The 25,212-nt window shown below is 69.5% G+C and carries 19 protein-coding genes, 1 tRNA gene and 2 pseudogenes; 13 read left to right on the top strand and 9 right to left on the bottom strand.

The features are described from left to right. Window positions 1-48: 48 nt before the first annotated feature. Together ACWEQL_RS08640 and ACWEQL_RS08635 are read left to right on the top strand one after the other, a co-directional pair. Window positions 49-1,014 (top strand): GlxA family transcriptional regulator, encoded by a 966-nt coding sequence (locus ACWEQL_RS08640; RefSeq protein WP_452149456.1) that lies wholly within the window; start codon window positions 49-51, stop codon window positions 1,012-1,014. Window positions 1,015-1,133: 119 nt separating this feature from the next. After that, entirely contained in the window at window positions 1,134-1,559 is a 426-nt protein-coding gene (locus ACWEQL_RS08635; protein ID WP_452149455.1) for an ester cyclase, read from the top strand. 38 nt (window positions 1,560-1,597) lie between these two features. Here the strand turns inward: ACWEQL_RS08635 and ACWEQL_RS08630 are convergent, their stop codons facing one another. After that, the gene (locus ACWEQL_RS08630) at window positions 1,598-2,419 is read right to left on the bottom strand and encodes an SDR family NAD(P)-dependent oxidoreductase (RefSeq protein WP_452149454.1); all 822 of its coding nucleotides are present in this window, start codon (window positions 2,417-2,419) and stop codon (window positions 1,598-1,600) included. Window positions 2,420-2,565: 146 nt separating this feature from the next. Here ACWEQL_RS08630 and ACWEQL_RS08625 point away from each other — a divergent pair, with 146 nt between their 5' ends. Beyond that, entirely contained in the window at window positions 2,566-3,156 is a 591-nt protein-coding gene (locus tag ACWEQL_RS08625) for a TetR/AcrR family transcriptional regulator (RefSeq protein WP_452149453.1), read from the top strand. Between the two features lie 87 nt (window positions 3,157-3,243). On the opposite strand, the gene ACWEQL_RS08620 is transcribed toward ACWEQL_RS08625, so the two are convergent. Next, window positions 3,244-3,696, bottom strand: coding sequence for a hypothetical protein (locus tag ACWEQL_RS08620; protein ID WP_452149452.1), 453 nt, complete (start codon window positions 3,694-3,696; stop codon window positions 3,244-3,246). Between the two features lie 63 nt (window positions 3,697-3,759). Continuing rightward, the gene (locus tag ACWEQL_RS08615) at window positions 3,760-4,218 is read right to left on the bottom strand and encodes an ATP-binding protein (protein WP_452149451.1); all 459 of its coding nucleotides are present in this window, start codon (window positions 4,216-4,218) and stop codon (window positions 3,760-3,762) included. A 172-nt stretch (window positions 4,219-4,390) separates the two neighbouring features. Here ACWEQL_RS08615 and ACWEQL_RS08610 point away from each other — a divergent pair, with 172 nt between their 5' ends. The 6 genes and pseudogenes from ACWEQL_RS08610 (at window position 4,391) to ACWEQL_RS08585 (ending at window position 7,275) form a co-directional block, all read left to right on the top strand. Then, window positions 4,391-5,338, top strand: coding sequence for a helix-turn-helix domain-containing protein (locus tag ACWEQL_RS08610; RefSeq protein WP_452149450.1), 948 nt, complete (start codon window positions 4,391-4,393; stop codon window positions 5,336-5,338). Then, entirely contained in the window at window positions 5,250-5,432 is a 183-nt protein-coding gene (locus tag ACWEQL_RS08605; RefSeq protein ID WP_452149493.1) for a DUF397 domain-containing protein, read from the top strand. The genes ACWEQL_RS08610 and ACWEQL_RS08605 overlap by 89 nt, the downstream gene beginning before the upstream one ends. A gap of 22 nt (window positions 5,433-5,454) precedes the next feature. Then, the gene (locus ACWEQL_RS08600; RefSeq protein ID WP_452149449.1) at window positions 5,455-5,646 is read left to right on the top strand and encodes a DUF397 domain-containing protein; all 192 of its coding nucleotides are present in this window, start codon (window positions 5,455-5,457) and stop codon (window positions 5,644-5,646) included. A gap of 57 nt (window positions 5,647-5,703) precedes the next feature. After that, window positions 5,704-5,790, top strand: a tRNA-Leu gene (locus ACWEQL_RS08595). Window positions 5,791-5,915: 125 nt separating this feature from the next. After that, window positions 5,916-6,875 (top strand): annotated as a pseudogene (locus tag ACWEQL_RS08590) (IS630 family transposase); the annotation flags it as partial. A gap of 43 nt (window positions 6,876-6,918) precedes the next feature. After that, entirely contained in the window at window positions 6,919-7,275 is a 357-nt protein-coding gene (locus tag ACWEQL_RS08585; protein WP_452149448.1) for a hypothetical protein, read from the top strand. A 65-nt stretch (window positions 7,276-7,340) separates the two neighbouring features. Here the strand turns inward: ACWEQL_RS08585 and ACWEQL_RS08580 are convergent, their stop codons facing one another. Both ACWEQL_RS08580 and ACWEQL_RS08575 read right to left on the bottom strand, forming a co-directional pair. Then, window positions 7,341-7,727: a hypothetical protein gene (locus ACWEQL_RS08580; RefSeq protein WP_452149447.1), complete on the bottom strand. Its 387-nt coding sequence runs from the start codon at window positions 7,725-7,727 to the stop codon at window positions 7,341-7,343. Further along, complete coding sequence (locus ACWEQL_RS08575) at window positions 7,724-14,851, bottom strand: RHS repeat-associated core domain-containing protein (protein WP_452149446.1); 7,128 nt, start codon at window positions 14,849-14,851, stop codon at window positions 7,724-7,726. The genes ACWEQL_RS08580 and ACWEQL_RS08575 overlap by 4 nt, the downstream gene beginning before the upstream one ends. 608 nt (window positions 14,852-15,459) lie before the next feature. On the opposite strand from ACWEQL_RS08575, the gene ACWEQL_RS08570 reads away from it, so the two are divergent. Then, the gene (locus tag ACWEQL_RS08570) at window positions 15,460-18,993 is read left to right on the top strand and encodes a ricin-type beta-trefoil lectin domain protein (protein ID WP_452149445.1); all 3,534 of its coding nucleotides are present in this window, start codon (window positions 15,460-15,462) and stop codon (window positions 18,991-18,993) included. Window positions 18,994-19,078: 85 nt separating this feature from the next. On the opposite strand, the gene ACWEQL_RS08565 is transcribed toward ACWEQL_RS08570, so the two are convergent. Next, window positions 19,079-19,384, bottom strand: coding sequence for a hypothetical protein (locus ACWEQL_RS08565; protein WP_452149444.1), 306 nt, complete (start codon window positions 19,382-19,384; stop codon window positions 19,079-19,081). Window positions 19,385-19,477: 93 nt separating this feature from the next. On the opposite strand from ACWEQL_RS08565, the gene ACWEQL_RS08560 reads away from it, so the two are divergent. The 3 genes from ACWEQL_RS08560 to ACWEQL_RS08550 all read left to right on the top strand — a co-directional run bounded on the left by ACWEQL_RS08560 (window position 19,478) and on the right by ACWEQL_RS08550 (window position 21,429). Beyond that, window positions 19,478-20,224 (top strand): hypothetical protein, encoded by a 747-nt coding sequence (locus ACWEQL_RS08560; protein WP_452149443.1) that lies wholly within the window; start codon window positions 19,478-19,480, stop codon window positions 20,222-20,224. A 29-nt stretch (window positions 20,225-20,253) separates the two neighbouring features. After that, entirely contained in the window at window positions 20,254-20,640 is a 387-nt protein-coding gene (locus tag ACWEQL_RS08555; protein WP_452149442.1) for a DUF6153 family protein, read from the top strand. 90 nt (window positions 20,641-20,730) lie between these two features. After that, a complete protein-coding gene (locus tag ACWEQL_RS08550) occupies window positions 20,731-21,429 on the top strand; it encodes a DUF305 domain-containing protein (protein ID WP_452149441.1) in 699 nt (232 codons plus the stop codon). A gap of 58 nt (window positions 21,430-21,487) precedes the next feature. Here the strand turns inward: ACWEQL_RS08550 and ACWEQL_RS08545 are convergent, their stop codons facing one another. The 3 genes and pseudogenes from ACWEQL_RS08545 to ACWEQL_RS08535 all read right to left on the bottom strand — a co-directional run. Then, the gene (locus tag ACWEQL_RS08545) at window positions 21,488-23,497 is read right to left on the bottom strand and encodes a hypothetical protein (protein WP_452149440.1); all 2,010 of its coding nucleotides are present in this window, start codon (window positions 23,495-23,497) and stop codon (window positions 21,488-21,490) included. A gap of 192 nt (window positions 23,498-23,689) precedes the next feature. Beyond that, entirely contained in the window at window positions 23,690-24,805 is a 1,116-nt protein-coding gene (locus ACWEQL_RS08540; protein WP_452149439.1) for an ADP-ribosylglycohydrolase family protein, read from the bottom strand. After that, window positions 24,805-25,212: pseudogene (locus ACWEQL_RS08535) on the bottom strand (hypothetical protein); the annotation flags it as partial. The gene ACWEQL_RS08540 and the pseudogene ACWEQL_RS08535, both read right to left, overlap by 1 nt.

Raw genomic sequence — 25,212 nt, 5'->3', positions numbered from 1 at the left:
GGCGGTGGAGCCACCCATCGCTTGATTCCTGCCACTACGCTTCCGGTCATGCGGACGGTGGGTTGCCTGATCTTCGACGGGGTCCGGCCCTTCGACTACGCCGTGATCGGCGAGGTCTGGGCGAACCGGGAGAGCCGCCCCGGCCTGCCCGCCTTCGACCTGCGGGTCTGCGGGCCGCGGGACTCCAGGGTGCGGCTCGCGGGCGGGCTGGAGCGGGTGCCGGACGTCGGACTGGACGGCCTGGAAGGCTGCGACCTGATCGTCGTACCGGGCCCCGAGGACCCCGTCGCCGAGCGCGACCCGGCCCTGCTGGCCGCCCTGCGCTCCGCCCACGCCTGCGGGACGCAGATCGCCTCGCTCTGCGCCGGTGCCTTCGTCCTCGCCGAGGCCGGCCTGCTCGACGGCCGCGGCGCCACCACCCACTGGGCCCTCGCCCCCGAACTCGCCCGCCGCCACCCGGCGGTGGACGTCCGGCCGGAGGTGCTGTTCACGGGCGAGGACGGCCTGTGGACCTCCGCCGGGGTCGCCGCCGGCATCGACCTCTGCCTGCACCTGGTCCGCGCCGCCCACGGCCAGCAGACCGCCGCCACCATCGCCCGCGCGATGGTCACCGCCCCCTTCCGGGCCGGCGGGCAGGCCCAGTTCATCCCCTCGCCCGTCCCCGAGGGGGCCGGCGACCGGGACGACCCGCTCGCCCGCGCCCGTACGGAGGTCCTCGCCGCCCTGGACACCCCGTGGACGGTCCGCCGGATGGCCGCCCTGGCCCACATGTCCGAGCGATCCTTCGCCCGCCGCTTCGCCGCCGCCACCGGCACCACCCCGCTGCGCTGGCTGCTCGAACAGCGGGTCCTCACCGCCCAGCGCCTGCTGGAGGAGACCGACCTCCCCGTCGACACCGTCGCCACCCGCGTCGGCTTCGGCTCCGCGACCTCCCTGCGCCCGGCCTTCACCACCCGCGTCGGCGTCGCCCCCCGCGAGTACCGCCGCGCCTTCCGCGGCCGCGACGACGCCTGAGCGGCGATGCCTCATCGGTGGCTCCTTTGCCTGCGGCTTTGCCCTTTGTTGATCATGTTCTGGCTAGGCTCTGGCCCCGAACGATCATCGATTCACCGAGATCCGGGGGAGTGGCCACCATGGTGGACGAGAACAAGAAGACGGTCCTGGGGTTCTTCGAGGCGGTCAGCGAGCGGCGGCCGGAGGACCTGCCGCGGTTCCTGGCGGAGGACGTCGTGGACCACAACAAGATCATCCATGGGGAGGTCGACGAGCCCGGCGCTGCCTTCGACGGCCTGCGCCAGCAGCTCGCCGCCTTCGACCCGCTGCACGTCCGGGTCGACGAGCTGATCGCCGAGGGCGACCGGGTCGTCGCCCGGGTCACCCAGAGCGGTGTCCACGGGGGTACCCACCCGCGGATGCCGGAGCCGACCGGCCGGAGCTTCGAGGTCGAGGCGATCTGGATCTTCACCCTGACTGACGGCAGGATCTCCGAGATCCGCGCGGTCAGCGACCGGCTCGGCTTCTTCCTCCAGCTCGGCTGGGACTGGCCGCAGGCCGACTAGGTCCTGATGGCCCGGGTGGGCCCGGCGGACGGTGAGCCTCAGGCGGCCGTCCGCCGCTTGTTTTCCTGGGTGCCCTTCTCGGCGTCGCGGACGCCGCGCGAGACCCGTTCGGCGATCGCCGCGACCAGCGTCCGCGGCCGGCGGGGCGCGAGATGGGCGTTCACCGCGTTGCTCAGGCCCGGCGTGACGTACGCGCGGTCGCCGTCCAGCGCCTTCAGCGCGGAGCGGACCACCGGTCCGGGCTGGCTGAACGACCCCGTCACCGCGGCCTTCCTGGTCCCGATGACCTCGAAGAACCCGGTCTCCACCGGCCCCGGGCAGAGCGCGAGCACCCGGATGCCGCGCCCCCGGTACTCCTGGCGCAGGGCGAGGCTGAAGTTGAGCACGAAGGTCTTGGACGCGCCGTAGACGGCGAAGTACGGCGTCGGCTGGAACGCGGCCGTGGAGGCCACGTTGATCACCGAGCCGCGGCCGCGGGCGAGCATGCCGGGCAGCAGTTCATGGGTGAGGTCGACCAGCGAGACGACGTTGACCATCAGCTGCTCGTGGTCGCGCCGCTCGTCGATCTCCTCGAACCGGCCGCAGGTGCCGAAGCCGGCGTTGTTGACCAGGACGTCCACGGTCAGGCCGCGTCCGTCCAGTTCGGCGGCGATCCGGCGGGCGGCGTCCGGCTCGGAGAGGTCCTGGACGAGCACGTGGGCGTTCACCCCGTGGGCGTCGGCGAGGCGCTCGGCGAGGGCCTCCAGCCGGTCCGCCGAGCGGGCGACCAGGACCAGGTCGTGGCCGCGCCCGGCCAGCTGCGCGGCGAACTCCGCGCCCAGTCCGGAGGACGCGCCGGTGATCAGAGCGGTGGTGCGCATGGTGGTGCCCCTTCCCTCGGTTTCTCGCGGTGAAGCGCTGTAACTGCAACATGAGAGTAGCTGATTTCCTGATATCTGCAACACCTATGTATCTCTTAGCTGCGCGCTGTACCGTCTCTGGGGACGACCGAGCTGGAGGGTGAGAGATGAGCAAGACGGCCGGCCGCCCCCTGCGGGCCGACGCCGAACGCAGCGTCCGCGCGATCCTGGCGGCCGCGGAACGCGTCCTCGCCGAGAACCCGGCCGCGTCCATGGAGCAGATCGCCGAGGCCGCAGGCCTCACCCGGACCACCGTCCACCGGCGGTTCGCCAACCGGCAGGCCCTGATCGACGCCCTCGCCGCCGAGGGCGCCGCCAAGCTTGCCCAGGCCATCGAGGACGGCCACCCCGAGACCGCCCCGCCGCTGGTCGCCCTGCACCGGGCCACCGCCAACGTGCTGCGGGTCAAGGGCGCCTGGGGCTTCGCCCTCGGCCCGGCCGCCGTCCAGAGCGAGGACGCCGTCCGGACGCACGAGGAGATCGCCCGGCGCTGCACCGAACTCCTCGGCCGCATCCAGACGCTCGGCGTGATCGCCCCCGACGCCGACCTCGAATGGGTCCGCCGCGTGTTCTACGCCCTCATCGGCGAGGCCCTGCACGGCCCGGACGCCGCCGCAGACCCCGTCACCGACCCCGACGCGCTCGCCACCAGGATCGTCGACACCCTCCTCCACGGCGTCGGCCCGCGCCCGTCCTGATCCCGCCCGGACCCGCCCCGAAGCCCTTGAACGCGCCGCGGGGCGGCGGTCGCCACGACCGCCGCCCCGCTCCCGCGTTCCTCCGTGTCACATGGACGCGCAGACCACGTACACGCTGATGCCCACGGTGCTGTACGCGTTCTGGCGACCCAGGCCGACCCAGCCGGTGCCATCGTCCGTCGGGAAACTGCCGACCAGGATCGCGTCATTGCCCTGAGCCTCGGCCCCGCCGCCCAGCGCCCGCTTGCCCGCCGGGCAACTGACCGTACGGCGCTGGAAGTTCGGCACGTTCGCGTTGGGCAGCTTCACCACCTGGTATCCGGGGATGGCCCTGATCGCCGCCTGGCTGTCGTCCCGCGCCGGCACCATCTCCTCCGCACTGGCCTGCACCGCCCAACCCGCCCCGGCGGCCAGTGCCACCGCCAGCAGACCGGCTCCGACGGCACGCATCCCGCGATTCACATCCATGATCCTCAAGTCCTCCGGCAAACGGCGGGCCCGTCGGTTCGGCCCCGCACCACCGAGGGCATCGGCGGCCATCCCCGATCCCTTGAGCCAAACCCCACCTCGGACGGACGGGGGAGCGCGTGCGCCGCGTCCCCCTCACGCCATGATCACCGCGTGCGCCGCCCCGTACCCCACCTGCGGCTCCGACTGCGCCCCGTGCGCCGGTGCGATCAACGCCCACACCACCTTGCCGATCCCGCCCGGCCGCGCGGTGCAGCCCCAGCGCTCCGCCAGCTCGTTCACCAGGAACAGCCCGCGACCGCCCTCGTCCTCCTCCGACACCTCCCGCAGCGACGGCAGCCCCCCGCCCGCGTCGTGCACCTCGATCCGCAACCGCTGACCTCCCGCCACCGCGAACCGCAACTCCACCAGCCGGTCCGCCGGCGATTTCGCGTGCCGCACGGCGTTCGCGAACAGCTCGCCGAGCAGCAACTCGCCGACATCGGCGTACTGTTCGCCGGTCTCCAGTCCCGCGAGATAGGCCCGCAGGAAACCCCGGGCGATGGACGTCATTCGACGGTGGCGTTCGAGCCGGACGGAGAAAGGGGCGGGCATGGCGAAGCCACCTCCGAGCTGAGGAAGGGGGAGCGAGGGGGAGCGCGGACCGGCGCGCGAAACTACGCTGCGCATGCAGATGATTGCGTTCCGGAATCAATCATCCGGGCCGCGGGTTACGGTGACGACCACTTCGGGGTGGTGCGAGCGCCGCACACGAAAGGGGACGGGGATGTCACACCGCAAGGGCCGCCGCGGCCCGACCGCCAGTTCGGCCGAACTCTTCGGCGAGGAACTGCGCTTCGCCCGCGAGAGGGCCGGCATGCGGCAGGAGGACCTCAGCAGACTCCTCCACTGCGACCGCACCGTGATCACCCGGGTCGAGAGCGGCCAGCGCCGCCTCCAGCCCGACATGGTCGAGTCGGCCGACGAACTGCTGTGCAGCAACGGCCTGCTGGTGCGGCTGTACGACCGGGTGGACTGGAACGCGAAGTTCGAGCACCCCAACTGGTTTCAGCAGTACGCCGACATGGAGGCCGAGGCAATTGCCGTCCGGGTCTTCCAGTGCAACGTGATCCACGGCCTGCTGCAGTGCCGCGACTACGCGCGAGCCGTTTTCGAGGCCGGTGACGCGGCGGGCAACCGGAGGGTGATCGCGGAGCGCACCGCCGCACGACTGGGGCGGCAGACCAGGTTCCTCGCCCCCGACGGCCCGTTCCTGCTCGCCATCCTCGACGAGAGCGCCATCCATACGGCCTTCGGTGGGCCGAAGGTGATGAGGCGCCAGATGGAACACCTCCTGGAGGTCTCCAAGCTGCCCAATGTCCTGATCCAGATCGCGCCCTTCGCGAACCGGCGCACCATCATCGACAAGTCCATGGTGCTGCTGGAACTGCCCGAGGGCGCCCACTGGGTCTACTCGGAGAGCCTCGACCGCGGGCATCCGACCGGGGATCCTGAGACCGTGTCCGCACATCGCCGCATCTATGATCGGATCCGCGGAGAAGTGCTCTCGGTGGACGACTCGCTCGCCCTGATCGTCGATGTGCTGGAGGGATTCAGAGATGACGAGGAACGAGCTCGACGGGACGGTGTGGCGCAAGAGCAGCCACAGCGGCGGCAACGGCGGCGACTGCATCGAGGTGGCCCTCGGCTCCACCGGCCTCGTCCCGGTGCGTGACTCCAAGGACCCCAGCGGTCCTGTCCTGGCCTTCCCGGCCCCGGCCTGGGAGGCCTTCGTGGCCGCCATCCGGGCCGGCGACCTTCCCGCTTGAACCCAGCGAAGGGATTGCACCGATGGTGCTGCACTGGCGCAAGAGCAGCTACAGCGGCAACAACGGCGGCGAGTGCGTCGAGGTGGCCCTCGGGTCCACCGGCCTCGTTCCGGTGCGTGACTCCAAGGACCCCGGCGGTCCGGTCCTGACCTTCCCGGCCCCGGCCTGGCGGGCGTTCGTGGCCGCCGTCCAGGCCGGCGACCTCCCCGCCTGAGAAACCCGGTACGGAGCATCCCCGCGGATGGGCTACGATTTACCTCATCACCCAGATGCGCGGGTGGCGGAATAGGCAGACGCGCTGGATTCAGGTTCCAGTGCCCGAAAGGGCGTGGGGGTTCAACTCCCCCCTCGCGCACCAGCTGAGGCCGGTCGGACGACTCTCGTCCAACCGGCCTCATTGCGTTGTCCGCTCCATTGTTCGATCAGGTGCTGATGAGCCTTGGGCGCATGAGCTTGCAGGTCTAAGAGGGCGGTGAGAAGAGCCGGGACATCGCGGCCGCGCTGCGGGTGAGCGTGCGCTCGGTCGAGCGCTGGCGCCGGCGGTGGCGCGAGGGCGGTGCGGCGGAGATCGCCTCGAAGGGCTCACCCGGTCGCTCCAAGCTGTCCGATGCCCAGATCGCGCGGTTGGAGCGGGAGTTGGAGCGCGGGCCGCTGGCCCACGGCTGGGAGGACCAGCGGTGGACGCTGGCGCGGGTGAAGACGTTGATCGGCCGGCTGTTCCACGTCTCCTATACCGTGGAGGGCACATGGGTCCTGCTCAAGCGGCACGGCTGGTCCTGGCAGCAGCCGGTGCGCCGGGCGATCGAGCGCGACGATGGGGCGGTTGAGTTGTGGAAGAAGGACACGTGGCCGCGGGTAAAAGCGCCGCGGCGGCCCGCGGGCCTGGCTGGTCTTCGAGGACGAAGCCGGGCAGTCGATGAGGCCGCCGCGTGCCAGGACCTGGGGCAGGCTCGGCCGCACCCCTATCGTGCGGGTGCGCGGCCGGGGGCTGGCCAGGTCTCCATGGCGGGGCTGAGCTGCTACAAGCCCGGCCAGCAGTCCCGGATGTTCTACAGCTTCCACGTCTACCGCGGCCGCAAGGGCGAGAAGAAGGGCCTGACCTGGCAGGACTACCGGGACCTGCTCATCCGCGCGCACGTCCGGCTCGGCGGGCCGATCGTGCTCGTGTGGGACAACCTGCGTGCCCACCTGATGCCGCCGATGCAGGACTTCATCCAGGCGAGCAAGGACTGGCTGACCGTCTTCCAACTCCCCTCGTACGCACCGGACCTCAACCCGCAAGAAGGCATCTGGTCGCTGGTCAAGCGGACCATCGGCAACCTCGCCGCCGCCAACCTCGACCAGCTCGCCCGAGCCGTCAGACGCAGCCTGAAGCGGATCCAGTACCGCCCCCACCTCATCGACGGGTGCCTCGCCACCACCGGCCTGATCATGGACGGCTGACCACCCTCAGACCGACATCACGCATTCAACTTCAGTAGTAACGATGGCCTGGCACAGGGCAGACCATCGCTCGTTCATGATCTGCGGCTTCCGTGTCCATCGCGGCGGCAAGGGCGAGCGAAAGGTGTTCGCCTTGCAGGACTGTCGCGACCTGATCTTGCACCCGCATCCAGCTCGGCGGCCGATCGCGCTGCAATATGTCCACGCACCTGGTGTTGCCGATGAGGGATTTTATCGCGGTGAAGGGGACCGGCTGACCGTTTTCCAGATGCCCTCCTACGCGCCTGATCTCAATACGCAGGAGGGCATCTGTGCCCTAGTTAGAGGAGAATTCGGAATTCTCGCGGCCACTAACGTCGAGCAGCTGGCCAAGACTGTCCGGGCCGGCCTCAAGATCTAGTGTCGTCTGCACCTGATAGGCGGTCCTTGCCCAGCAGGCCTGAGAGGGGGTTATACCCTCTTGGGTCAGATCGACAGGGATGGGAAAAGGTCTACATCCTCCCAGTCGTCTTCGAATGCCTCCAGCATGACCTCGAATGCTCTCACCTGGCGAGGGTCGGTCGCGTTGCGTAGTAGTTCCACCACGGCAACCCTCAGGGTTTCCCATCTGAACCTGTGGCCGTAATACTGGATGATCTCGATGAGGCCCGGAAGGCCCCTTTGGGTAAGTAGCTGGACTGTTGATTTCTCTAGAATATCGGTATAGCCATTTTCCTCTGCTTCGTCGGCCGTGTGCGCGAGGATCGCGTCAATCTTTCGATTGTCCTGACTCTCCTCGAGTAGCCGAGAGGCGCGCATCAACTCGGCCGTTAGGGAGTCAATGCTCGGAGGTTCATTTGATCTATCTCTCACCAACGCTCCTTGTAGGTTTTGTCGGTCACATTCCACCCATCCTTGCGGAATGCATTTTCCGCCGCCGTGCGGGGTTCGGCGCCGGTGGGCCGATAGTGCCCGGATTTGTTGTTGATCTCCTTGAGGCGGCCATCGAATACCTTGAATTCCCCAGCGGCAATGACATCCTTCCCCTGGGCGAGGTCGATGTGGCCGGCTGAATCGCTCAGGCGAGTAACTCGAAGTTCGCCGTTTGGCATTACTACGTAAATAAATTTCCCTGTCGCCTTCTTTACTTCTTCAATGGGCATGGGGGTGACGGGTCGAATCTTGTCCCCAGGTTCCCGATTGGACCAGGTCTTGCATTTTGGGCTCGCTGAATTGTGTACAAGTACGGGCGAGCTGTTCGCCAATACGTAGTATGTGTGGAGGTCGGTGATGGTTAGATCATAGGCGGGACGGGGGCTGGTGCTATAGGAGCGGACAGTTGCAACTGTGAGCCCGCGCCCGTCTGCGGTCGCTATAGTATCGCCGCCACGAATTTCGGCCGCATTGACCCAGCGTTTTGTCGTTTCATTCCAGTAGGGGTGGTGAGACGTTGAGGTCAATAGAGGAATGATACCGTCCTGGGCCTCGAAGCTTAGATCGGTGTAGGCAGTGTCATCGGGCGTAGTGATCGTGGCGTATATCGACCTGGTGCCAGACGTGCCGGTAAGCGGATCGGTGGCGAGTACTTCGTCACCGACTTCAAGCTGAGAGATTGGCCTAGTCGTGCCATCTGCCATTAGTACGAGAGTGTCTGGCGGAAAGGAGTGGCATCCGTTAATCGAGCTCATCGCGCCAGACTGTCCACTTGTGCTTGGAACGTCAGCAGACTTCCATCGGCCATTGCTGAACGTCCGTGGGACACCCCCGTTCCTGCCGTATCCGCCCACCTCGCCAGACAGGATGCCAATCCATTGAGTCTTTTCGACTAGTTGGGCATAAAATCCGCACTTGACGTTGTCGCATGCCTGAGTGGCAGCCCAGCCATATTCCATGGGGGTGGGGGAGAGGCCTCTTAGTCCGCGATTGTCTACCTCTGCCTTTTTATCCCGCCATGCCTTAAGGAAATTTCCAAGGCCTTCCGTTCTGGGATCGATCATGATCCCGCCCTCGAGAATAATTGGGTCAGTTGAGGGTTTAGTCTCCTCGTCGTAGTCTCGGTCTTCGACGTTCAGATCCTCGGGGCCCCTGGGATTATGGTGGCCGCTGCAGCGACCTTCCTTGCAATCAGTAACAATTAGGCCGCTCGGGTCGCTGAGATTGATCGGATCATTGTTGCTGTAGGCGTAGGCGTTCCATTGCTGTGGGTCGGCCAAACTAAGGATGGGGTCGGGGCTGATGAAGCGGCCGGTGTTTGGGTCGTACTGGCGAGCTCCGAGGCTGGTGAGGCCGGTGGTGTCGTCCCTGTTGCCGCCGACGAAGCCCTTGGTGCCAGCCCAGGCGCTGGCCGCAGGCTGGGTGCCACGGGGATTGCCGAACGGGTCGGTGAGCCGTCGGGTGGTGGTCATGGCGGCGTCGGTGCCAATTTGGATGTTGCTGGTCCCGTGAGGGTCGGCCGCGTGGATGAGGACGGTGCCGCCGCCGATGGGAGCGGTGACACGGTTGTAGGTGAGGCCGCCCGGTAGCTGGAAGGACCGGACGTTGCTCATCGAACCGGTAGTGGCGTCGAGGGTGAGTTCGTCCGTTGGAAGGTTGAGAGTAGTTGTGCCCGGGTTACGGCGGATGAGTTGGTTGCCGTCGGCGTCGTAGAGGTACGTGGTGGCGCCGACCTGGCCGGTCTTGGTCAGGGATTCAAGCTTGTCCTCCCCGTTCCAGGTCAGGGTGGTGGTGCCAGCCGTGTCGGTGATGGCGGTGGCGTTGCCCTTGGCGTCGTACTGGTAGGTGAACGCCTTGGTGCCGCTCTCTGACGTGTTGGTGGAGGTGAGCAGGGCGTGAGGACCACCGGTTCCGCCGCCCGTGGTGGGCGCGTTGGTCGGAGTGTTGAGACTTCTGTTGGCTCCGAATGCCTGGGTTGTAGTGATGTCCTTGGCGGTGTTGCCGGTTATGTCGTGGCGGACGAGACCAGTGCGGTTACCAGTTGCGTCGTACGTGTAGGTGTTCCAGTACGGGGCCGGGCCGCCAACCGTGCGCCCACCCGGGCCGGTGATGGCCGGACCGGTGACGTTGTCACAGCCCCCGATGCCCGCGACCCTGGTGGAACTACCCGTGCCGTGTTTGGTTCCCGAGCTGTCGGTCCAGTCGGCGGTGGTGTGGGTGGCTCCCGTGTCGGTCCAGGCATTGGTGAGCCGGCCGAGGTGGTCGTAGGCGAAGCACTGGGTGTCGCGGGCGGTGGAGTCCTGCAGGCTGGTCACGGAGGTGATCCGGCCGGACGGGGCGTAGGTATAGCTGGTCTGGTCTGCGGAGACTGTTCCGCTCTGCCGATCGATGAAGGAGTTGATGACGCGCCCGGTGGCCCAGTCGTACTGCTGGGTGGAGACGACCTGCCGGCCGAGCCGGCCGACCGTGGTGCGGATCGGCCGGGCCAGTGCGTCGTACTCCATGTCCGCGACGACAGCCTTGCCCTGGCTCATGGAGCCGGTGAAGAGACCAGTGACCGTGTGGTTGTAGGTGACGCTCTCGGCCGGGAGCCCGCCAGCAGCGGGGATCTCGAGCTGCTTGAGTGTCCCGACGACGTCGCTGTAGACACTGGTCATGGTGTAGGTACCGGCGAGCGCTCCCTCGGCGGCCGGGATAGTAATCGACGTGCCGAGCGGTCGGTAGACGGTGTCGTAGCCCGTTACGGCGGTAGTGTACGCAGCGCCTGTGGTCCCTCCGACGTAACGGGTGGAGGATGTTCGCTGCCCCTTGGCCAGAGTGTCGTACGTCCAGCTCGCGAGCTGGTTCGCCGGAGTGACACTGCCCTTGTAGAGGCCGGTCTTGCGGCCGAGTAGGTCGTAGCTGTAGGCGAGCGTGGTGCCGCGTGCGTCGGTGGTGTGATCGACACGGGAGTTGGCGTCGTAGAACGTGTTGGTGACTCCGCTGTCGGGGTCACTCGTGGAGGTCTGACGTCCGCGAAGATCGTAGGTGTAGGTCCAGGTGTTGCCGCTGCTATCAATGTTGGCTGCTGGCTGCCCAGAGGCGGTGTAGCGGTAGGTTGTGATGTCTGCATCAGCGGGGTTGCCGGTCGTGGTGGCTGTCCGGTATTGCCAGCCCGCGACCGTACGGCCGCGAGCGTCTGTCACTGTGGAGGTCGGGTGGGCCCCGTCGGGTGGGGTCACGTCGACCCGGTCGGCGCCCGGGTATGCGTTGGCCGTGGCCCACTGAAGGGTTCCGTAGGAACGGAACTCCGAACGGATCACTCGGCCGAGGCCGTCATAGCTGGTCCAAGTCTGTCCGGGGACCTGACCGTCGCTGACCGGCAGGAAGATCGAACCGCTGGGAAAGGCCGTCTCCTCGTAGTACGGGGCAGAGGCCTTGACCGCCCACCCGTGAGAATCATAGATAGAGTCGGTGATCAGACGCCCTGCCGGCTTCGCGTCGCTGGTCCGCTGAGTCTGCCGCGTGCGCCCAAGGCCGTCGATGATGTCGATTTCGGCGGAGTAGGTTGCGCCGTCCTCCCGGATCCACTCAGCCATGACATGGGATGGGGCCGACGTCCCGTTGACGGCGTAGCTGAACCTCTGGCTGGGATTCTGATCGGAAGGTCGGTCTGGGGTCCAGACCGCAGTCAGCCGACCGAGTGCGTCGTAGCGCAGGGTGCTGATTTGACCGTTGACATCAGTTGTCGTCAGCGGGTTGGTGCGGCCGGGGTCGAGAGTCATGGTGGTTGTCCAGCCGCCGCCCAGGGGACCCGTCGAACTGGCCTGGATGGGCAAGGCCCCCGTGGCCGGAGTCTGGGTGACCGTGGTTACGGCGGGCGTCACGGTGGCGCCGGTCAGCTGGTTGCCGGCGGCATCGTACGTGGAGCCGTTGGTGGTCGCGCTGGAGACCACACGCCCGTAGAGGTCGAACGAGGTGGTGCCGCTGTGCGCATAGACCGCCTTGCCGGTGCTGTCGTAATGGTCGAGGACCTGTGTGCTGGTCGGCTGGCCGCTTCCGCCGGCCTCGCCGAACGGCCTGCCGTCGTACAGCGTACGGCTGCCGGAGACAGTGTTGGCCGCTGTAGGTGTGGTGCCGCAAGCGCCCTGGACCGTGATCTGCTCCGAGGCGAGGTTCAGCAGCATCGAGTTGGTGCTGGTGGCGTAGCTCAGACTGGTGCAGGTCTCCGGGGTGGCCGCTGTGCCGTCGCCCTTGTCACTGCTTTGGACGACCCGGTTGCCGTGCGCCGGGTCGGTGACGGTAGCGCCGGTGACCGTCCGCCAGCTTCCGTCGGACAGCTTGGCCTTGGAGATGGCAGTTGTCTGGGAGTCCGGGTAGCGGGCGTAGATCTTGGGCGCACCCGCGCTCTGGGCTCGGGTGGCAGTGATCTGCTGTCCGCTGTAGGTGTTGCCCGTGATCGACTGGACGGTGCCGCCGGCCTTGTCGAAGATCTCGGTAGCGACGACTCGTCCGTTGATCCAGTTGCTGTCGGTCACCGTTCCCCCAAGGGGACTGGCGATCTGGACGCTGCGCTGGGTGCCGTTGGTGAGATAGTCGCCGTCCATGCCGCGCAGGTAGGTGGCGGTCTGCTGGGTTTTGGGGGCCTCACCGGGGAAGGCGCTGCCCGTGGAGGTGGTCACCGACTGGTAGCCGCGGAAGTTGTCCCAAGTGCGGGTCTTGGGGTCGATGAACTCGGCGTCGTTGCGGTGCCAGGCCGCGCCACCGTTGTAGGTGTACTCGGTGACCTTGCTGACAGCGGGGCTGACGACCTTGTCCTGCTCGGTGATGATCTTGACGAGTGGCTTGTTGAACCAGTCGTTGACGGGGTCCGGCGAGGATTGGCCGGGGAGGTACCACTTGACCGGTATGCAGGCCATCGTGTTGGAGTCCTCAGAGGACGGCATGCGGCCGGCGACCCGGGAGCACTCGGGATTGCTGTAGATGACGTTGACAGTCCCACCGGTCTCGGTGGTGATCGCCTGGAGGCGCGGCCGCATGAACATCGGCGCGGCCGGGACGAAGCCGTCGACACGGTTGGCCATCATCACGTACTCGAAGGTGACGGCGGGCAGCGTGATCGGGGTCTGGCCGTTGGAGCCGGTCCGCTGGATCGAGTTCAGCTGCAGAGTGCGTTTGGTGCCGTCACCGGGATCGGCCAAGGATTGTGACAGCGCCCAGGTGTCCACGTCACGGTAGGCGGAGCCGACCAGCACCTGGGTGGTGATGGCGGTCAGGCGCTTGGTGGTGAAGTAGGTCGGCGCGTACCTGGAGCAGGTGCCGCTCCCGGTACAGATCTGGTCGATCGGCACGTCGGGCCAGGCATCGGCGTTGGCTGTTGTGCGCTGGTCCTCCGTGCAGGTGACGGCGCCGGAGGGCTTGCAGCGTTCCTCGGTCCTGAAGACCACCTTGGCAGCCGGGTTGAGGGCACCCTTGGCGGCCTTCTGCTCGTCCAGCCGCTGGCCATATCCGATCTCGCGCAGGTATCCGGCGCGCTGGTAGTCGGTGAGCGTGCCGTTTCCCTGGTTCTGGGCGCCGCCGCGGCTGTACTTGTTGCCCTCGGTGGCGTACTTGTACGTGGTGAGATTGCCGCGGGCGTCGACGACGTAGTCGAGCTGCCAGCGCCAGGCCATCTGACACCAGGAGCCCAGGCCGGTCGCTCCGCTGTAGCAGGGGTCGCCGTTCTTGGGCGAGTAGACCGAGGCCGTCAGTACGGAGTTGGTGGCGGGGTCGGTGCCGTCACCGCCGGGCAGGTGGTTGCGACCGAAGTAGTACTCGGTGCCGTCCGGCGTGGTGATCCGCCAGTACTCCATGTCCCGGTAGTCCTGGTCGCCGACCGCCCTAGGAGCGCCGGTGAGCTGCTCGACCTTGGAGCCGTCGTCGCTCTGCAGCCGCCAAGCGCCGGTGGCGTCGTCCCGCACGATGGTCCCGGAGCGCCCGCCGAGCGAGAGCGTGGCGTTTTGCCCGGCCCAGCACTGGTCGCCCGAGCCCGTGATACCGGCCTTGGCACAGCCCCGGTAGGAGCGTTCGATGAAGCCGGGCTCGTAGCCCCAGCCGTCGCCGATCCACGAGGACTGCGCGTTGGTGGCGGAGGTCTTGCCGTCCACCGCCGCCGAGTTGTAGCCCAGTGTCACGGTGGGAGCTGCGCCGCCGAGGGCGGCGGGGACCTGGATCGGGTACCCGTACGTGAAGTTACCCGCGTTGGATCCCACGTTCCAGCCGGCCGAGGGCGCCAGTGGCGTCGCGGTGTAGGTGCCGCCGCCCCCCGAGGGGGTCGGCTCGGCGGCAAGCACCATTGGCGCGCTCGCCGTGGTGTCGGCGGCCGGTACGACGCCGGAGGCGGCACTCTCGCTGAACGAGGCCTTCACCATGCTGCCACCACTCGCGCCCAGAGTGGCCGGCTTGGCGCCGGGGAGGGTCAGGTCCGCAGTGAGCCGGCCCTTCGCGTCGGTGGTCGACGAAACAGGGGTCTTGATGCGGCACTCGGGCAGCTGCGGGGTGGTCAGCGCACATGCCGGCAGTGCGACCAATTGCGCCCGGTCCGCCCAGCCGCCGGCCTGCAGGCCCTTCAGGTCGAGGGTCACCGAGGCGGTGCGACCTTCGCCCACGGGTAAACCGGCATCGGTGAGTGCCACCAAAGGCCCAGTGACACCGACGGCGGTGCCCTTGTTTTCGTCGGTCACCTCGACGGTGACGGCCTGGGCGGCCTCACCCTTGCCGGTGCCCGGGGCGACCTCGACCGCGAGCTTGCCCGCCCGGACGCCGGTGGCACCCCCGGAGGCCGGAGAGGCGCCGCCGGTCGCTTTGCGGGCGGCCTTCGCTTCGGCACTGTCCATGCCGATCTGGATCGTCTCCGTACCCGAAGTCACAGGAGCAGCGACCTGTGGTGTCCAGTCAGCGGGCTTCGCTGCTTCCTTCGCCGCCGGGCGGGCTGCATTGCCGCCCTTGACCGGCGGGGTGCCATTGCCGAGCGGCGTGTTGGGGGGTGCCCAGACCTCCTCCACGGGCTCCGGATACGTCCACGCGACGGCGGGCGGTGTGGCCACCCCCGTCATGGTCAGGGCGACTAATGTCGCCACGGCCGGTGACCACCGACGGCCCCCTGCCGATCCACCAGCCCGTTTCCGGGCAGGCCAGATCCCCACCAACAGCCCCCTCATTCGATTGTCGACACAGCCTCGCTTGGGCATGGCTATGTCATGGATGATGTGACCCTAGGCGACCGGGCGATCACGCCGCTAGTGAGTTTCAGATCGCGCCTGCGATGTTTACGAATTCTTGATCAACGGATCGTGGGCGAATCGGGACACCGGTGTGCAAGAAGGATTCGAGGTTGACCAAGTAGCCCACCAGGCAGCATCGTTCCGATGCGAACGCCGGTCCGGTTGGCTGGGCCGGCCCATCGGGAGGGGCAGCAAAAAAACCCATGTTCCACATGATCCGTCCATATTCAGGCTCAAATGCGACCAGTCGCCACCGAACATCACTGGGCCGCTTGGCGGTGCTCGGAACGAGCTGTGCGCTGAGCCTCGGCCTACTGTCGGCACCGGCCGCGCTCGCCACCGACAACGCACCTCACGGCCCGTCCGGTGGAGTTCTTCCGGCTGTACCTCCTTCGGGGCCGGCGCCCGGCCGCACACCGGAGCAGCAAGCCATGCTCGACGCCATCGGCAGGGCGAAGGCCAGTGGCAAGCCGGTCGTGGTGGAGAACCTGACCACCGAGACCTCCAGGACGATCGCCAATCCCAGCGGGACGCTCACCACCACCGACAACGCTCAGGCCGTCCGGACGAGGCGTGGTGGCGCGTGGGCCGACATCGACTCGTCTCTGCGCGCCAATGCGGACGGAACGCTCAGCCCGGCAGTCGCGTCCACATCGCTGTCTTTCTCCGGGGGCGGCTCCGGGCCGATGGCGACCGTCGCGACGGAGGACGGCAGGAAGCTTTCCATCGGTGCGCCGTTCGTACTACCGAAGCCCACCTTGAACGGTGCGACCGCGACCTATGCCGGTGTGCTGCCCGGCGTCGACCTGCAGCTGACGGCACTTCCGGTAGGCGGCTGGCGTGACGTCATCATTGTCCGTACGGCCGAAGCGGCCGCGAACCCGGCCCTGAAGGCCCTGCGCTTTCCCATCACGGCCCAGGGTTTGACTGTCACCTCCGACGCCGGTGGCCACATCGATGTGAAGGACGACGTGGGGAAGCTACGCTTCCGCTCGCCCGCGCCGCTGCAGTGGGACTCTTCCACCCAGGCCGCCTCTCAGCCGGTGCCTCTCGCCAAGCAGTCCAGGTCGGCGGTCGCGGCGGCGGACGCGCCCGTGAACAGCGGCATGCCGTCCTCCGCCGAGGAACCGGGGGACGGCGCCAACGTCGTTGCCATCGGCACCAAGGTCTCCGGCGGGGCGATTGAACTCACCCCCGACCGGACCGCGCTCGGATCGGGGACCGGTCCGTGGTACCTCGACCCGTCGCTCACTGCGGCGACCAGCACCACCGAGGGGTCCGTCGAGGTCCAGGAGAACCACAAGTCGGCCGAGAACTACAACAAGAAGACCGAACTGGCGACCGGCTACTGCGGCTACCGCAGCAGTGACCCCAGCCTCGACTGCAGCACCTTCGGCCGTCAGCGCGCCTACTTCCGGTTCGGCATCAACCCGGCCATCCACACCGTTCCCGCCAACGCGCAGTCCGCGCCCACCATCTTCAGCGCCACGCTCAACGCCCAGGTCACCCGGGCCTCCAGCCCGGGCACCAGCACTCCCTTCGTCGTGTACTCGGCACCTGCCGGGAAGACCATCCACGAGCACTCCAACTGGTACGACCAGCCGTGCGAAAAGAAGGAGGACGTGGTCATGCAGGGGTGCGCGCCGGTCAACGGTCAGCCCCTCACCGGAACCGGCCCGCTCGCCATCGACGTCACAGACGCGATGAAGCGCGCCGCCGCCGAGAAGTGGCCCACCTGGACGGTGGGCATCGCGCCGCAGGCGAGCGAGTTGGAGAGGCTCTTCCGCCACCACCTCGCCAGCAACCCCAGCATCACCACCACTTACGACGTCAACCCCACCATCTGGTACCCCCGCACCAGTCCCATCCCCGGCTTTGCGAGCAACAACGGCCTCGCCGAGTGCACCAGCGGTGGCGCTACCCCTTGGGACAACCCCGGCTGGGTCGGTAACAACCAGAACATCTACCTCGCCGCCAATAGTCTTTCTCCCACTGGACAGTCTCTCTACACCAGCTATCAGATGTGGGATGACAACGACCCCAATTTCAGGTTCTCGCACAGTGAGTGGGCCGGCAGCTACAACAATCCAGGGTCTCCGGTGTCCGTAGGGGCGCTTAGTGACGGCCACCAGTACGGCTGGCTTGCCCAAGCCTCGGACGGCATCCTCACCTCGCCGGTGAGTGCCTGGTGCTACTTCCGTGTCGACCGCACCAACCCCCGTGTCAGCATCGATTCCTCCGACTTCCCGGCTTCGGGCACCCTCAACGACAAGCCGACCAAGTTCGCCGGCCAGACCGGCACTTTCACCGTGAACGGTCAGGACCCGACACCCGGTGCCGGTCTTCAGGCTTCAGGTGTCGCCTGCATCCGGGTCAGCGCCGACCCCACCCCGATCGTCGGCTGGCGCTGCGACGCCACGACCCTGGCCCCGGGGCAGACGTTCACGTACCAGCCCCGCAATTGGGGCACCAACACTGTCTATGCCTGGGCGATGGACAACGCCGGCAACTACAGCCAGCCAGCCGTCTACAACTTCTACGCGCCGTGGAAGCCCGGCACCCTTCCGGTCTTCGGTGACCTCGACAACGATCAGAAGGCCGATATCGCGGTCGCTGACAGCAGGGGTGACCTGCGCGTCATCGGTGGCGCGACCGACCCGGGGAACTCGCTGGCCGCCCCGGCGGCCGCTGCACCCGGCCGGGACGCCGCACACTCACCGGTCTGGAGTGACTACCAGCTCACCCACCGTGCGACGCTGCGGGACGGCCTCGCGGTGGATCAGCTGATCGCCCACAACACCAAGGACGCCGAGCTCAAGAAGTACCTCTACCTGGTCAAGGGCAATGGTGAGGGCAGGTTCGACACCCTGACCTCGTCCCGGATCGACCGGCCGCGCACCTGCAAGGTCCTCGGTACCGGTACGACGTGCGTCGACTACGCGGCTGACTGGGCGGCGGCGAACCAGGTCGTCGCGATCGGCAGCCCCGACAATGAGACGCTAAGCCTGGATCCCGATGCCGATCCGGTTCGCACCTACGTGCTCACGGTCGAGGGCGAGACCGGAAAGCTCTACTACATGGCCCCCGGCGGCATCGACCAGCTCCTCGCCCCCGCGTGGCAGATCACCGTCTCGGACGGCGGGAACTGGAACGACTACGAGATCCTCAACCCGGGAGCTGCCAACGGGGTCACCAGGACGCCCAACCTTCCGGACGCCAAGCAGGCCACGATCTGGGCCCGCGAGAAGGCCACCGGCAACATCCTCGCCTACCCGATCACCCGGGGCGCCGACGGGAAGGCCGACTTCACCAGCCTCACCAAGCCGAAGTCGGGTGTGGTCATCCTGGCGGGCGCCGGCCTCACGTCGGCGACCCACCCCCAGATCGGTGCCGCGGATCTCAACAGTGACGGTTTCGCCGATCTCTGGGTGATCGACGGGACCAAGGCCATCGCGATCTTCCCCGGCACCAGCTCGGACGGTACGGCGGGCAAGGTCGACGGCTTCGGTCCGTACATCGTGGCCGGGTTCGCGGACGCCAGTGTCTCGATCCGCTCCGACTTCGCGGGCGGGGCGTGCGTCGATGCCTGGAGCGGCCTCCAGGAGGGCGGCGAGCTTGCCGTCTACTCCTGCTGGGCCGGACCGAATCAGCAGTTCAACTTCGCGACGGACGGGACCCTCCGCGTCGGCTCGTTCTGCGTCTCCACGCAGGGTGATGTGCTCGACAACGGGGCCGCAGTCGTTCTGGCCCGCTGCGACCGGACCAAGAAGAGCCAGCGGTGGACCATGCGCCCCGACGGGCGCATCGTGATCACGGAGACCATCGACAAGACCGGCCCCGGCACGGCGAAGTGCCTGGAACTGCCCGGCTGGAACACGGCGCCGGGCACCCGGCTCGGTATCTGGGACTGCGTCGGCACCAACGCCAACCAGGGGTGGCGGCTGCAGTCGGGGCGGACTCCGTGAGTCGGTGAGTGATGGAAGGCTGGTGCCCGTCCCCGGGCGGGGCGGGCACCGGCCCATTTGCAGGCCTCGCCGTCGCTCCCTGTGCTCACATCAGGTGGACCTCGGCGCTGAACCCCTGAGCGAGGACGCCGTTGAGGTGGGCGCCGTGGGCGCCGAGCCATTGGCGGGCGCTGCTGGGGGCGGCGGTCAGTTCGATGAGGACGTAGTCGGGGGCGTCGGTGGTGGGGCCTCCGCAGATGCAGCAGCGCAGGCGCTCGGTGAGGGCGCCGGTCCATTGCGGCTGGTCGTCGGTGATGTGGGTCTCCCTGATGGGTCGAATGAGGCGTCGGGCGGGGTCAGTCTGGTGGGCGGCGGCCGGGCCCGGCGAGTGGATTTCGGTGGCAGGGGTCACGGTGTGGAGACGTTCGTTGACGTGGGGGGCGGCGGGCGGGCATCGTTCCTGGTCGAAGAGTCGCCGATGACCAGCAGTGGAGTGTTTTCCGTCGTGAACAGCAAGCGGGCCGCCCGGGTGGCCGCCGTCGTCCTCGTCCTGGCCGTGGGGGCCACCGGCTGCGGGGGCGGGGAGGCGGACGGCAAGGCGGCGGCTCCGAGTGTGGCGCCCACGGCGAGCCCGACCGAGCGGCTGGAGTCGGCGACCGGGGACGTGATCCTGCAGAAGGCGCGCGAGGACTTCAAGAAGGCGGGCTCGGTGAAGCTGACGGGCTTCACGGTCGAGGACGACACGAAGTCGACGTACAAGGTGTCGGCGGACCGCCAGGGCAACTGTGCCGGGTCGATCGTCATCGAGGGCAGGGGCTCGCTGGAGCTGGTGCAGGGCAAGGGCCAGACCTTCCTGAAGTTCGACGAGCAGCTGCTCACCTCGGTGTCCGGGCCGGCGGCCGCGCAGCACAAGGGCCGCTGGGTGAAGATCGGCAAGGACGACGCCTTCGAGAGCTTTGCGCAGTTCTGCGATCTGGGGATGGTGCCGCTCTTCGGCGACGGGTCGCCCGGTGAGCAGTTCACCTCGGCCGGCACGGAGACGATCGACGGCAGGAAGACCGTGCTGGTCGACGGATTCTCGGGCGAGGGCACCTTCACCGGGTACGTGCAGACCGAGGGGCCGGCGCTGCCGATCCGGATCGAGTCGCTCGACAAGAACATCCGGACGGAGTTCTCCGAGTACGGCGCGCCGGTCACCGTGACGCTGCCGCCCTACGACCAGGTGATCGACCTCAACGTCCTGATGAAGTAACGGGGTCGGGCTCGCCTAGGATGTCGCCCATGCGTGCCGAGCGGATCGTCCGGGTGCCCCTGAGGGGGCTGCTCGTGGTGGTCGCGTTGCTTGGTGTGCTGGGGATGCACGGGCTGATGTCGCCGAGCGGGACGTCCGCGGCGGCGGTGGTGTCCGTGCAGGCCGATCACGGGCACGAGCACTCCGACGGTGGCGGTCACGAGTGTCCGCCGGACGAGGGCGACCACGGCGCGCACGTCGGCGAAATGTGCGTGGCGAACGCGCTCGCGGCGCCGTTCAGCCCGTCGCCGCTCGCCGCCGCCCTGGCGCCCGCGACCCCCGAGCCGCTCTCCGCCGTACGGGCGGGCGCGGTCGACGCCTCGTCCGCCGGGCGGGCTCCGCCTTCACTCTCCGATCTCCAACTCCTGCGCATATAGGCGTGGTTGGCATGCGGACCGGATCAACCGGGTCCGCGTGCGGTCAGCCGCGTCCTCGTTCACCTTTCCTTGTGCAGGAGTTGTTCCACCATGACCTCGTACGTTCTGATCCGCCGTACCTCGCTGGCGGTGGCCGGCGTCGCCGTCGCCCTCGTCCTCGCCGCCTGCGGCAGCGGTGGCGGCACCAGCAGCAACCACGCGGCCGGGCACGGCGGCGCCTCGCCGACGGCCACCGCTACAGCCACCGGGGCCCCGGGCACGTCGGCCTCCGCGAAGGCGTCTCCGAGCGCCGCGGCCCCGAGTGCCGGCGCGCACAACGCGGCCGACACCGAGTTCGCGCAGCAGATGATCCCGCACCACCGCCAGGCGGTCACCATGGCGGAGCTGGCCGGTACCCGGGCCTCGTCCGCGCAGGTCAAGCAGCTGGCCCAGAAGATCAAGGGCGCCCAGGACCCGGAGATCGCCACCATGACCGGCTGGCTCACCGCCTGGGGCGAGCAGGTCCCGGCCGCCGGTGCGGATGAGCACGCCGCGCACGGCGGCGGGTCCGGCGCGCCGATGGCCGGGATGATGACCCCGGCCCAGATGGACGAGCTCACCAAGGCGTCCGGCGCGGCCTTCGACAAGGCGTTCCTGACGATGATGATCGCCCATCACGAGGGCGCCGTGCAGATGGCCGACGCGGAGAAGGCCAAGGGCGCGTACGGACCGGCCAAGGAGCTGGCGGGTGTGATCGCCACCGCGCAGACCGCCGAGATCACGCTGATGAAGCAGCTGCTGGCCGGCTGAGCTGGGTGAACCGGTGATGTCGCGGGCGGGGCCGACCGGGCCCCGCCCGCGACGCCGTTCAGGCGGTGGGCGGCGGGCTGCCCAGCAGGATGGCGACGAAGCCGTCGGCCATCACCACCAGCACCAGTCCCTGGCCGTCCACCAGCACCGACCGCACCGGTGAGCCGAGCCGCAGACCGATGGTGTGACCGGAGTCCGGCCGGTGGATCCGGACGAACCCGTCGGCCCAGGCCGCGGCCAGCACCGGGCCGTACCGGTCCTGCCCGGCCGCGACACCGGTGACCGGGCACTCCCGCGCGTCGACCTGCTCCGGGGCCTGTCCGCTGCCGGGCCGCCAGGACCGTATACAGCCGTCGGCGCCGCCGCTGAGCAGCAGGGACGCGGCGCCCTCCAACGCGGCGCCGTCCAACGCGGTGCCGCCCAGCGCGGTGACCGGGCCGGTGTGGACGGGCAGCGGCGGCTCGGTGGGCTGCATGTGGACCCGGCCGAGGCTGTCGCCGGCGGTGTCCAGCGGGCCGAGCACGGTCAGGACGGCGTCGGCGGGCGGCGGGGGCGCCGGGAGGAGGGAGCCGGTGAGCAGGTGCGGACGGCCCTCCGCGTCGAGCGCGGCGATGGTGCCGTCCGCCAGGGCCAGCAGGGAGCGGGCGGGGTTCGGACCGTGGGCGGCCGGGATCGGGTACGCCTGCCCGGTGGCCGCCTCGACGGCCTGGAGCGTGCCGTCCTCGGCCAGCAGGACGACGTACCCGGCGTTGGGGCCCTGCGCGAGGGCGCCGACCTGCCAGAGGGAGCCGGTGTTCCAGTGCGCCCGGTGGATCACCCAGCCGGCCGCGCCCTCCAGCGGTCGCCGCCGGCCCTCGGCCGCGTCGTGGGGGAGCCGGGCGAGGAGGACGGGCGCGCGGACGGCCGGGTCGGGCTCGACGACCAGGGCGGGGCCGGCGGCGGCCCAGGCGGCGGCGGCCCGGTGCCCGGGGTACGCGGCGAGGGCGGCGGTGACCGCCAATGGGTCGGCACGGACGAGGAGTTCGAGGTCGTCGAGCATCGGGCCGACGGTGTGGCCGGCCTCGGCATGGACGGCCTGGCGCAGCGCCAGCCCCAGCAGGGCCGGGTCGGTGCGCATCAGGTCGGGTGTGCCGTCGGGCAGCAGCGGGACGGTCGCGGTGAGGGCGTGGGCCAGTGCGGCCGGGTCGGCGGCGGGTACGGGTCCGGTGGCGACCGCCTCCCGCAGCGGGCCCGCGGGCAGCCACCACCGCTCCTCGGGCCCCGGCCCCTCTGGCGGCAGCAGCCGGCTGGCCGCCTCCACGGCCGCCCCACCCGCCACGGCCGACCACTCCGCCAGACTCAGCGGCCGGACGGCGGCGGCCAGCGCGGCCACCGCCGGGCGCAGTTCCCCGGGGACGGCGGCCCACCAGGTGCCGTGGACGCCGGCGTACGGGTCGGCGGGCGCGCCGGCCGGGATCCTCGCGGCGAGCAGGGCCGCGCCGGGATGGGGGAAGAGGTCGGCGGCGGCGAAGGGGGAGTGACCGCGCCGCTGGTCGTACCAGGCGGCGAACCTGGCCGGGTCGGTCCAGGACGGCTGGTCCAGGTCCAGCACGGCGGCGTCGGCGAGGGGTTCGGTGGCGCCCTCGACGACCAGCCGCAGGCCGGGCACCTCCAGCAGCGGGCGCAGCAGGGCGTCGGTGACGGAGCCGGGGGCCTCGGCGCGGTCGAGGTCCCAGAGGATCAGCAGCCGGGGACGGGCGGACTCCCGCAGCTCCCGGGCGAGCTCGCCGGCGGTGCGGGCGTGCAGGCCGAGCCGGGCGGCCAGCGTCCACACCGCGGCGTCCACCGTCATGCCCGCCAACGACAGGGCGGCGTCGGGGTGTTGACGCTCCGGTGCGCCGGGCGCGGTGCAGGCGGCGGCCAGCCAGGCGACCAGGTGGCTGCGCCCGCTGCCGGGCCGCCCGGTCACCACGCAGACGCGGGGCGCCCGGGGGTCCTCCAGCAGCCCCAGCAGTGCCTTCCCGGCCGGCTGCCGCCCGGCGCGCAGCGGCGGCAAGCGGCGCTGCGTCCCGTCCACGAGCCTGTCCACGAACCCGAACCCCCCAGTGATGACGGCCACCCCTCGGGCCGCCGTCAGTCTACGGACCGCGCCGGGCGCCGGTCGGCCACGCGGGCGGAACGTGAGAAGTCGGACCGGCCGACTTCCTGTGCGGCGCCGAGCACGGCCGGGGCCCGGGCGCGCCAGAAGTCGGCCCCGCCGACTTCCCGCGCGCCGCACCCGTCACCAGTACCGCGGCAGCACCTCGCCCGGGTGCACCGCGGAGGCGAAGGCGTCGGCGAGGACGGCGATCTCGGCACGCCCCTCCAGGCGGTCGAGCCAGGCCGCCGGGAGCATGCCGTCGCCGAGCTGGGCGCCGAGGAGGTTGCCGCAGACGGCGCCGGTGGAGTCGCTGTCGCCGGAGTGGTTGACCGCGAGCAGCAGGGCGCGCTCGATGCGGGTGTGCCGCCGCGAGGGCGTGGTCTCGGCGAGGGCGGCGTACACGGCGATGGCCAGCGTCTCCTCCGCGACCGTGCCGTGGCCCAGGGTCTCCACGGCCTCCGGGGTCGCGGGGCCGGCCGCGGCGAGGGCGAGGGCCCGGCGCAGCGCGGCGGTGGTCTCCTCGTGGCGGGGGTAGCCGGCGAGCAGTTCGAGGGCGAGCTGGACAGCCCGGTACAACGATTCGCCGCGGACGAGCTGGTTGACGATGACGGCGAAGGCGCCGGCGGCCAGATAGCCGGTGGGGTGGCCGTGGGTGATCTGGGCGCAGCGGGCGGCGAGTTCGAAGTAGGTCTTCGGGTAGGTGCCGGTGAAGCCGAACGGTGCCGAACGGGCCAGCGCGCCGCAGCCCTTGGAGTGCGGGTTGACCGGTCCGGGCTCGCCGGTGATCTCCGAGCGCGGGTCGGGGACGTGGCCCTGCTTCAGGCCGGCGAGCGTGCCCTCGCCGGCGCCGCGCCGGGCGTACAGCCACTGCTGCCCGCGCAGCCGTCCGGCGAAGAGGGAGGGGGCATCGGCCGGCGGGGCGGGGTGTTCCTGGGTGCCGAGCCAGCTCAGGTAGGACTGCTGGACGATGGTCACCTCGGCGCCGCTGATGCCCTTCTCCATGATCCGGCTGTAGCCGGCCCGCCAGCCGTCCGCGGTGAACAGGGTGAGCTGGGTGTCGGCGGAGATCCGCCCGGTGACGCCCTCGTGGTCGGCTTCCGGGCCGGTGACGCCGTTCTCCCCGTAGCGTGCCCGGATCATCGCCAGGGACATCTGCTCGACCGGGCGGCCGAGCGCGCTCCCGAGTGCGCCGCCGAGCAGGCTGCCGCGCAGGCGGGCCCGGTAGGCGGCCTGTTCGGCGAAGGACAGCGTGTTCATCAGGTACCCCCCGTGTGGCGGCCGGCCGGGTGGTGGCCGGTCCCCGCGGACGGTACCAGCAGCGCCGCGGCCAGCGGGAAGGCGAGCGTGAGCGCGTACGCCGGGCCGTAGCCGTACGCGGTGATGACGGCGCCCATGACGGGGGCGACGGCGGCGGCGAGCGCGTTCTGCGTGGTGACGTGGACGCCGAGGGCGCGGCCGGCCCAGGAGGTGCCGGCGTGTTCGGCGACGGCGGTGAAGGACAGGCCGTTGGTGCTGACGGTGACCACGCCGGCCGCGATCAGGGCGGCGGTGGCGAGCGGCGAGCCGAGCGCGACCGCGCCGGCCAGTGCGGCGAGGACGGCGGCGGTGGCCAGGGTGAGCCGGCGCATCGGCCGGGTCCGGCTGCCGGCGAGGTCGGACCAGCG

Source organism: Kitasatospora sp. NPDC004240 (genome assembly GCF_053603215.1).
This window is presented reverse-complemented; position numbering and strand designations above follow the sequence as displayed.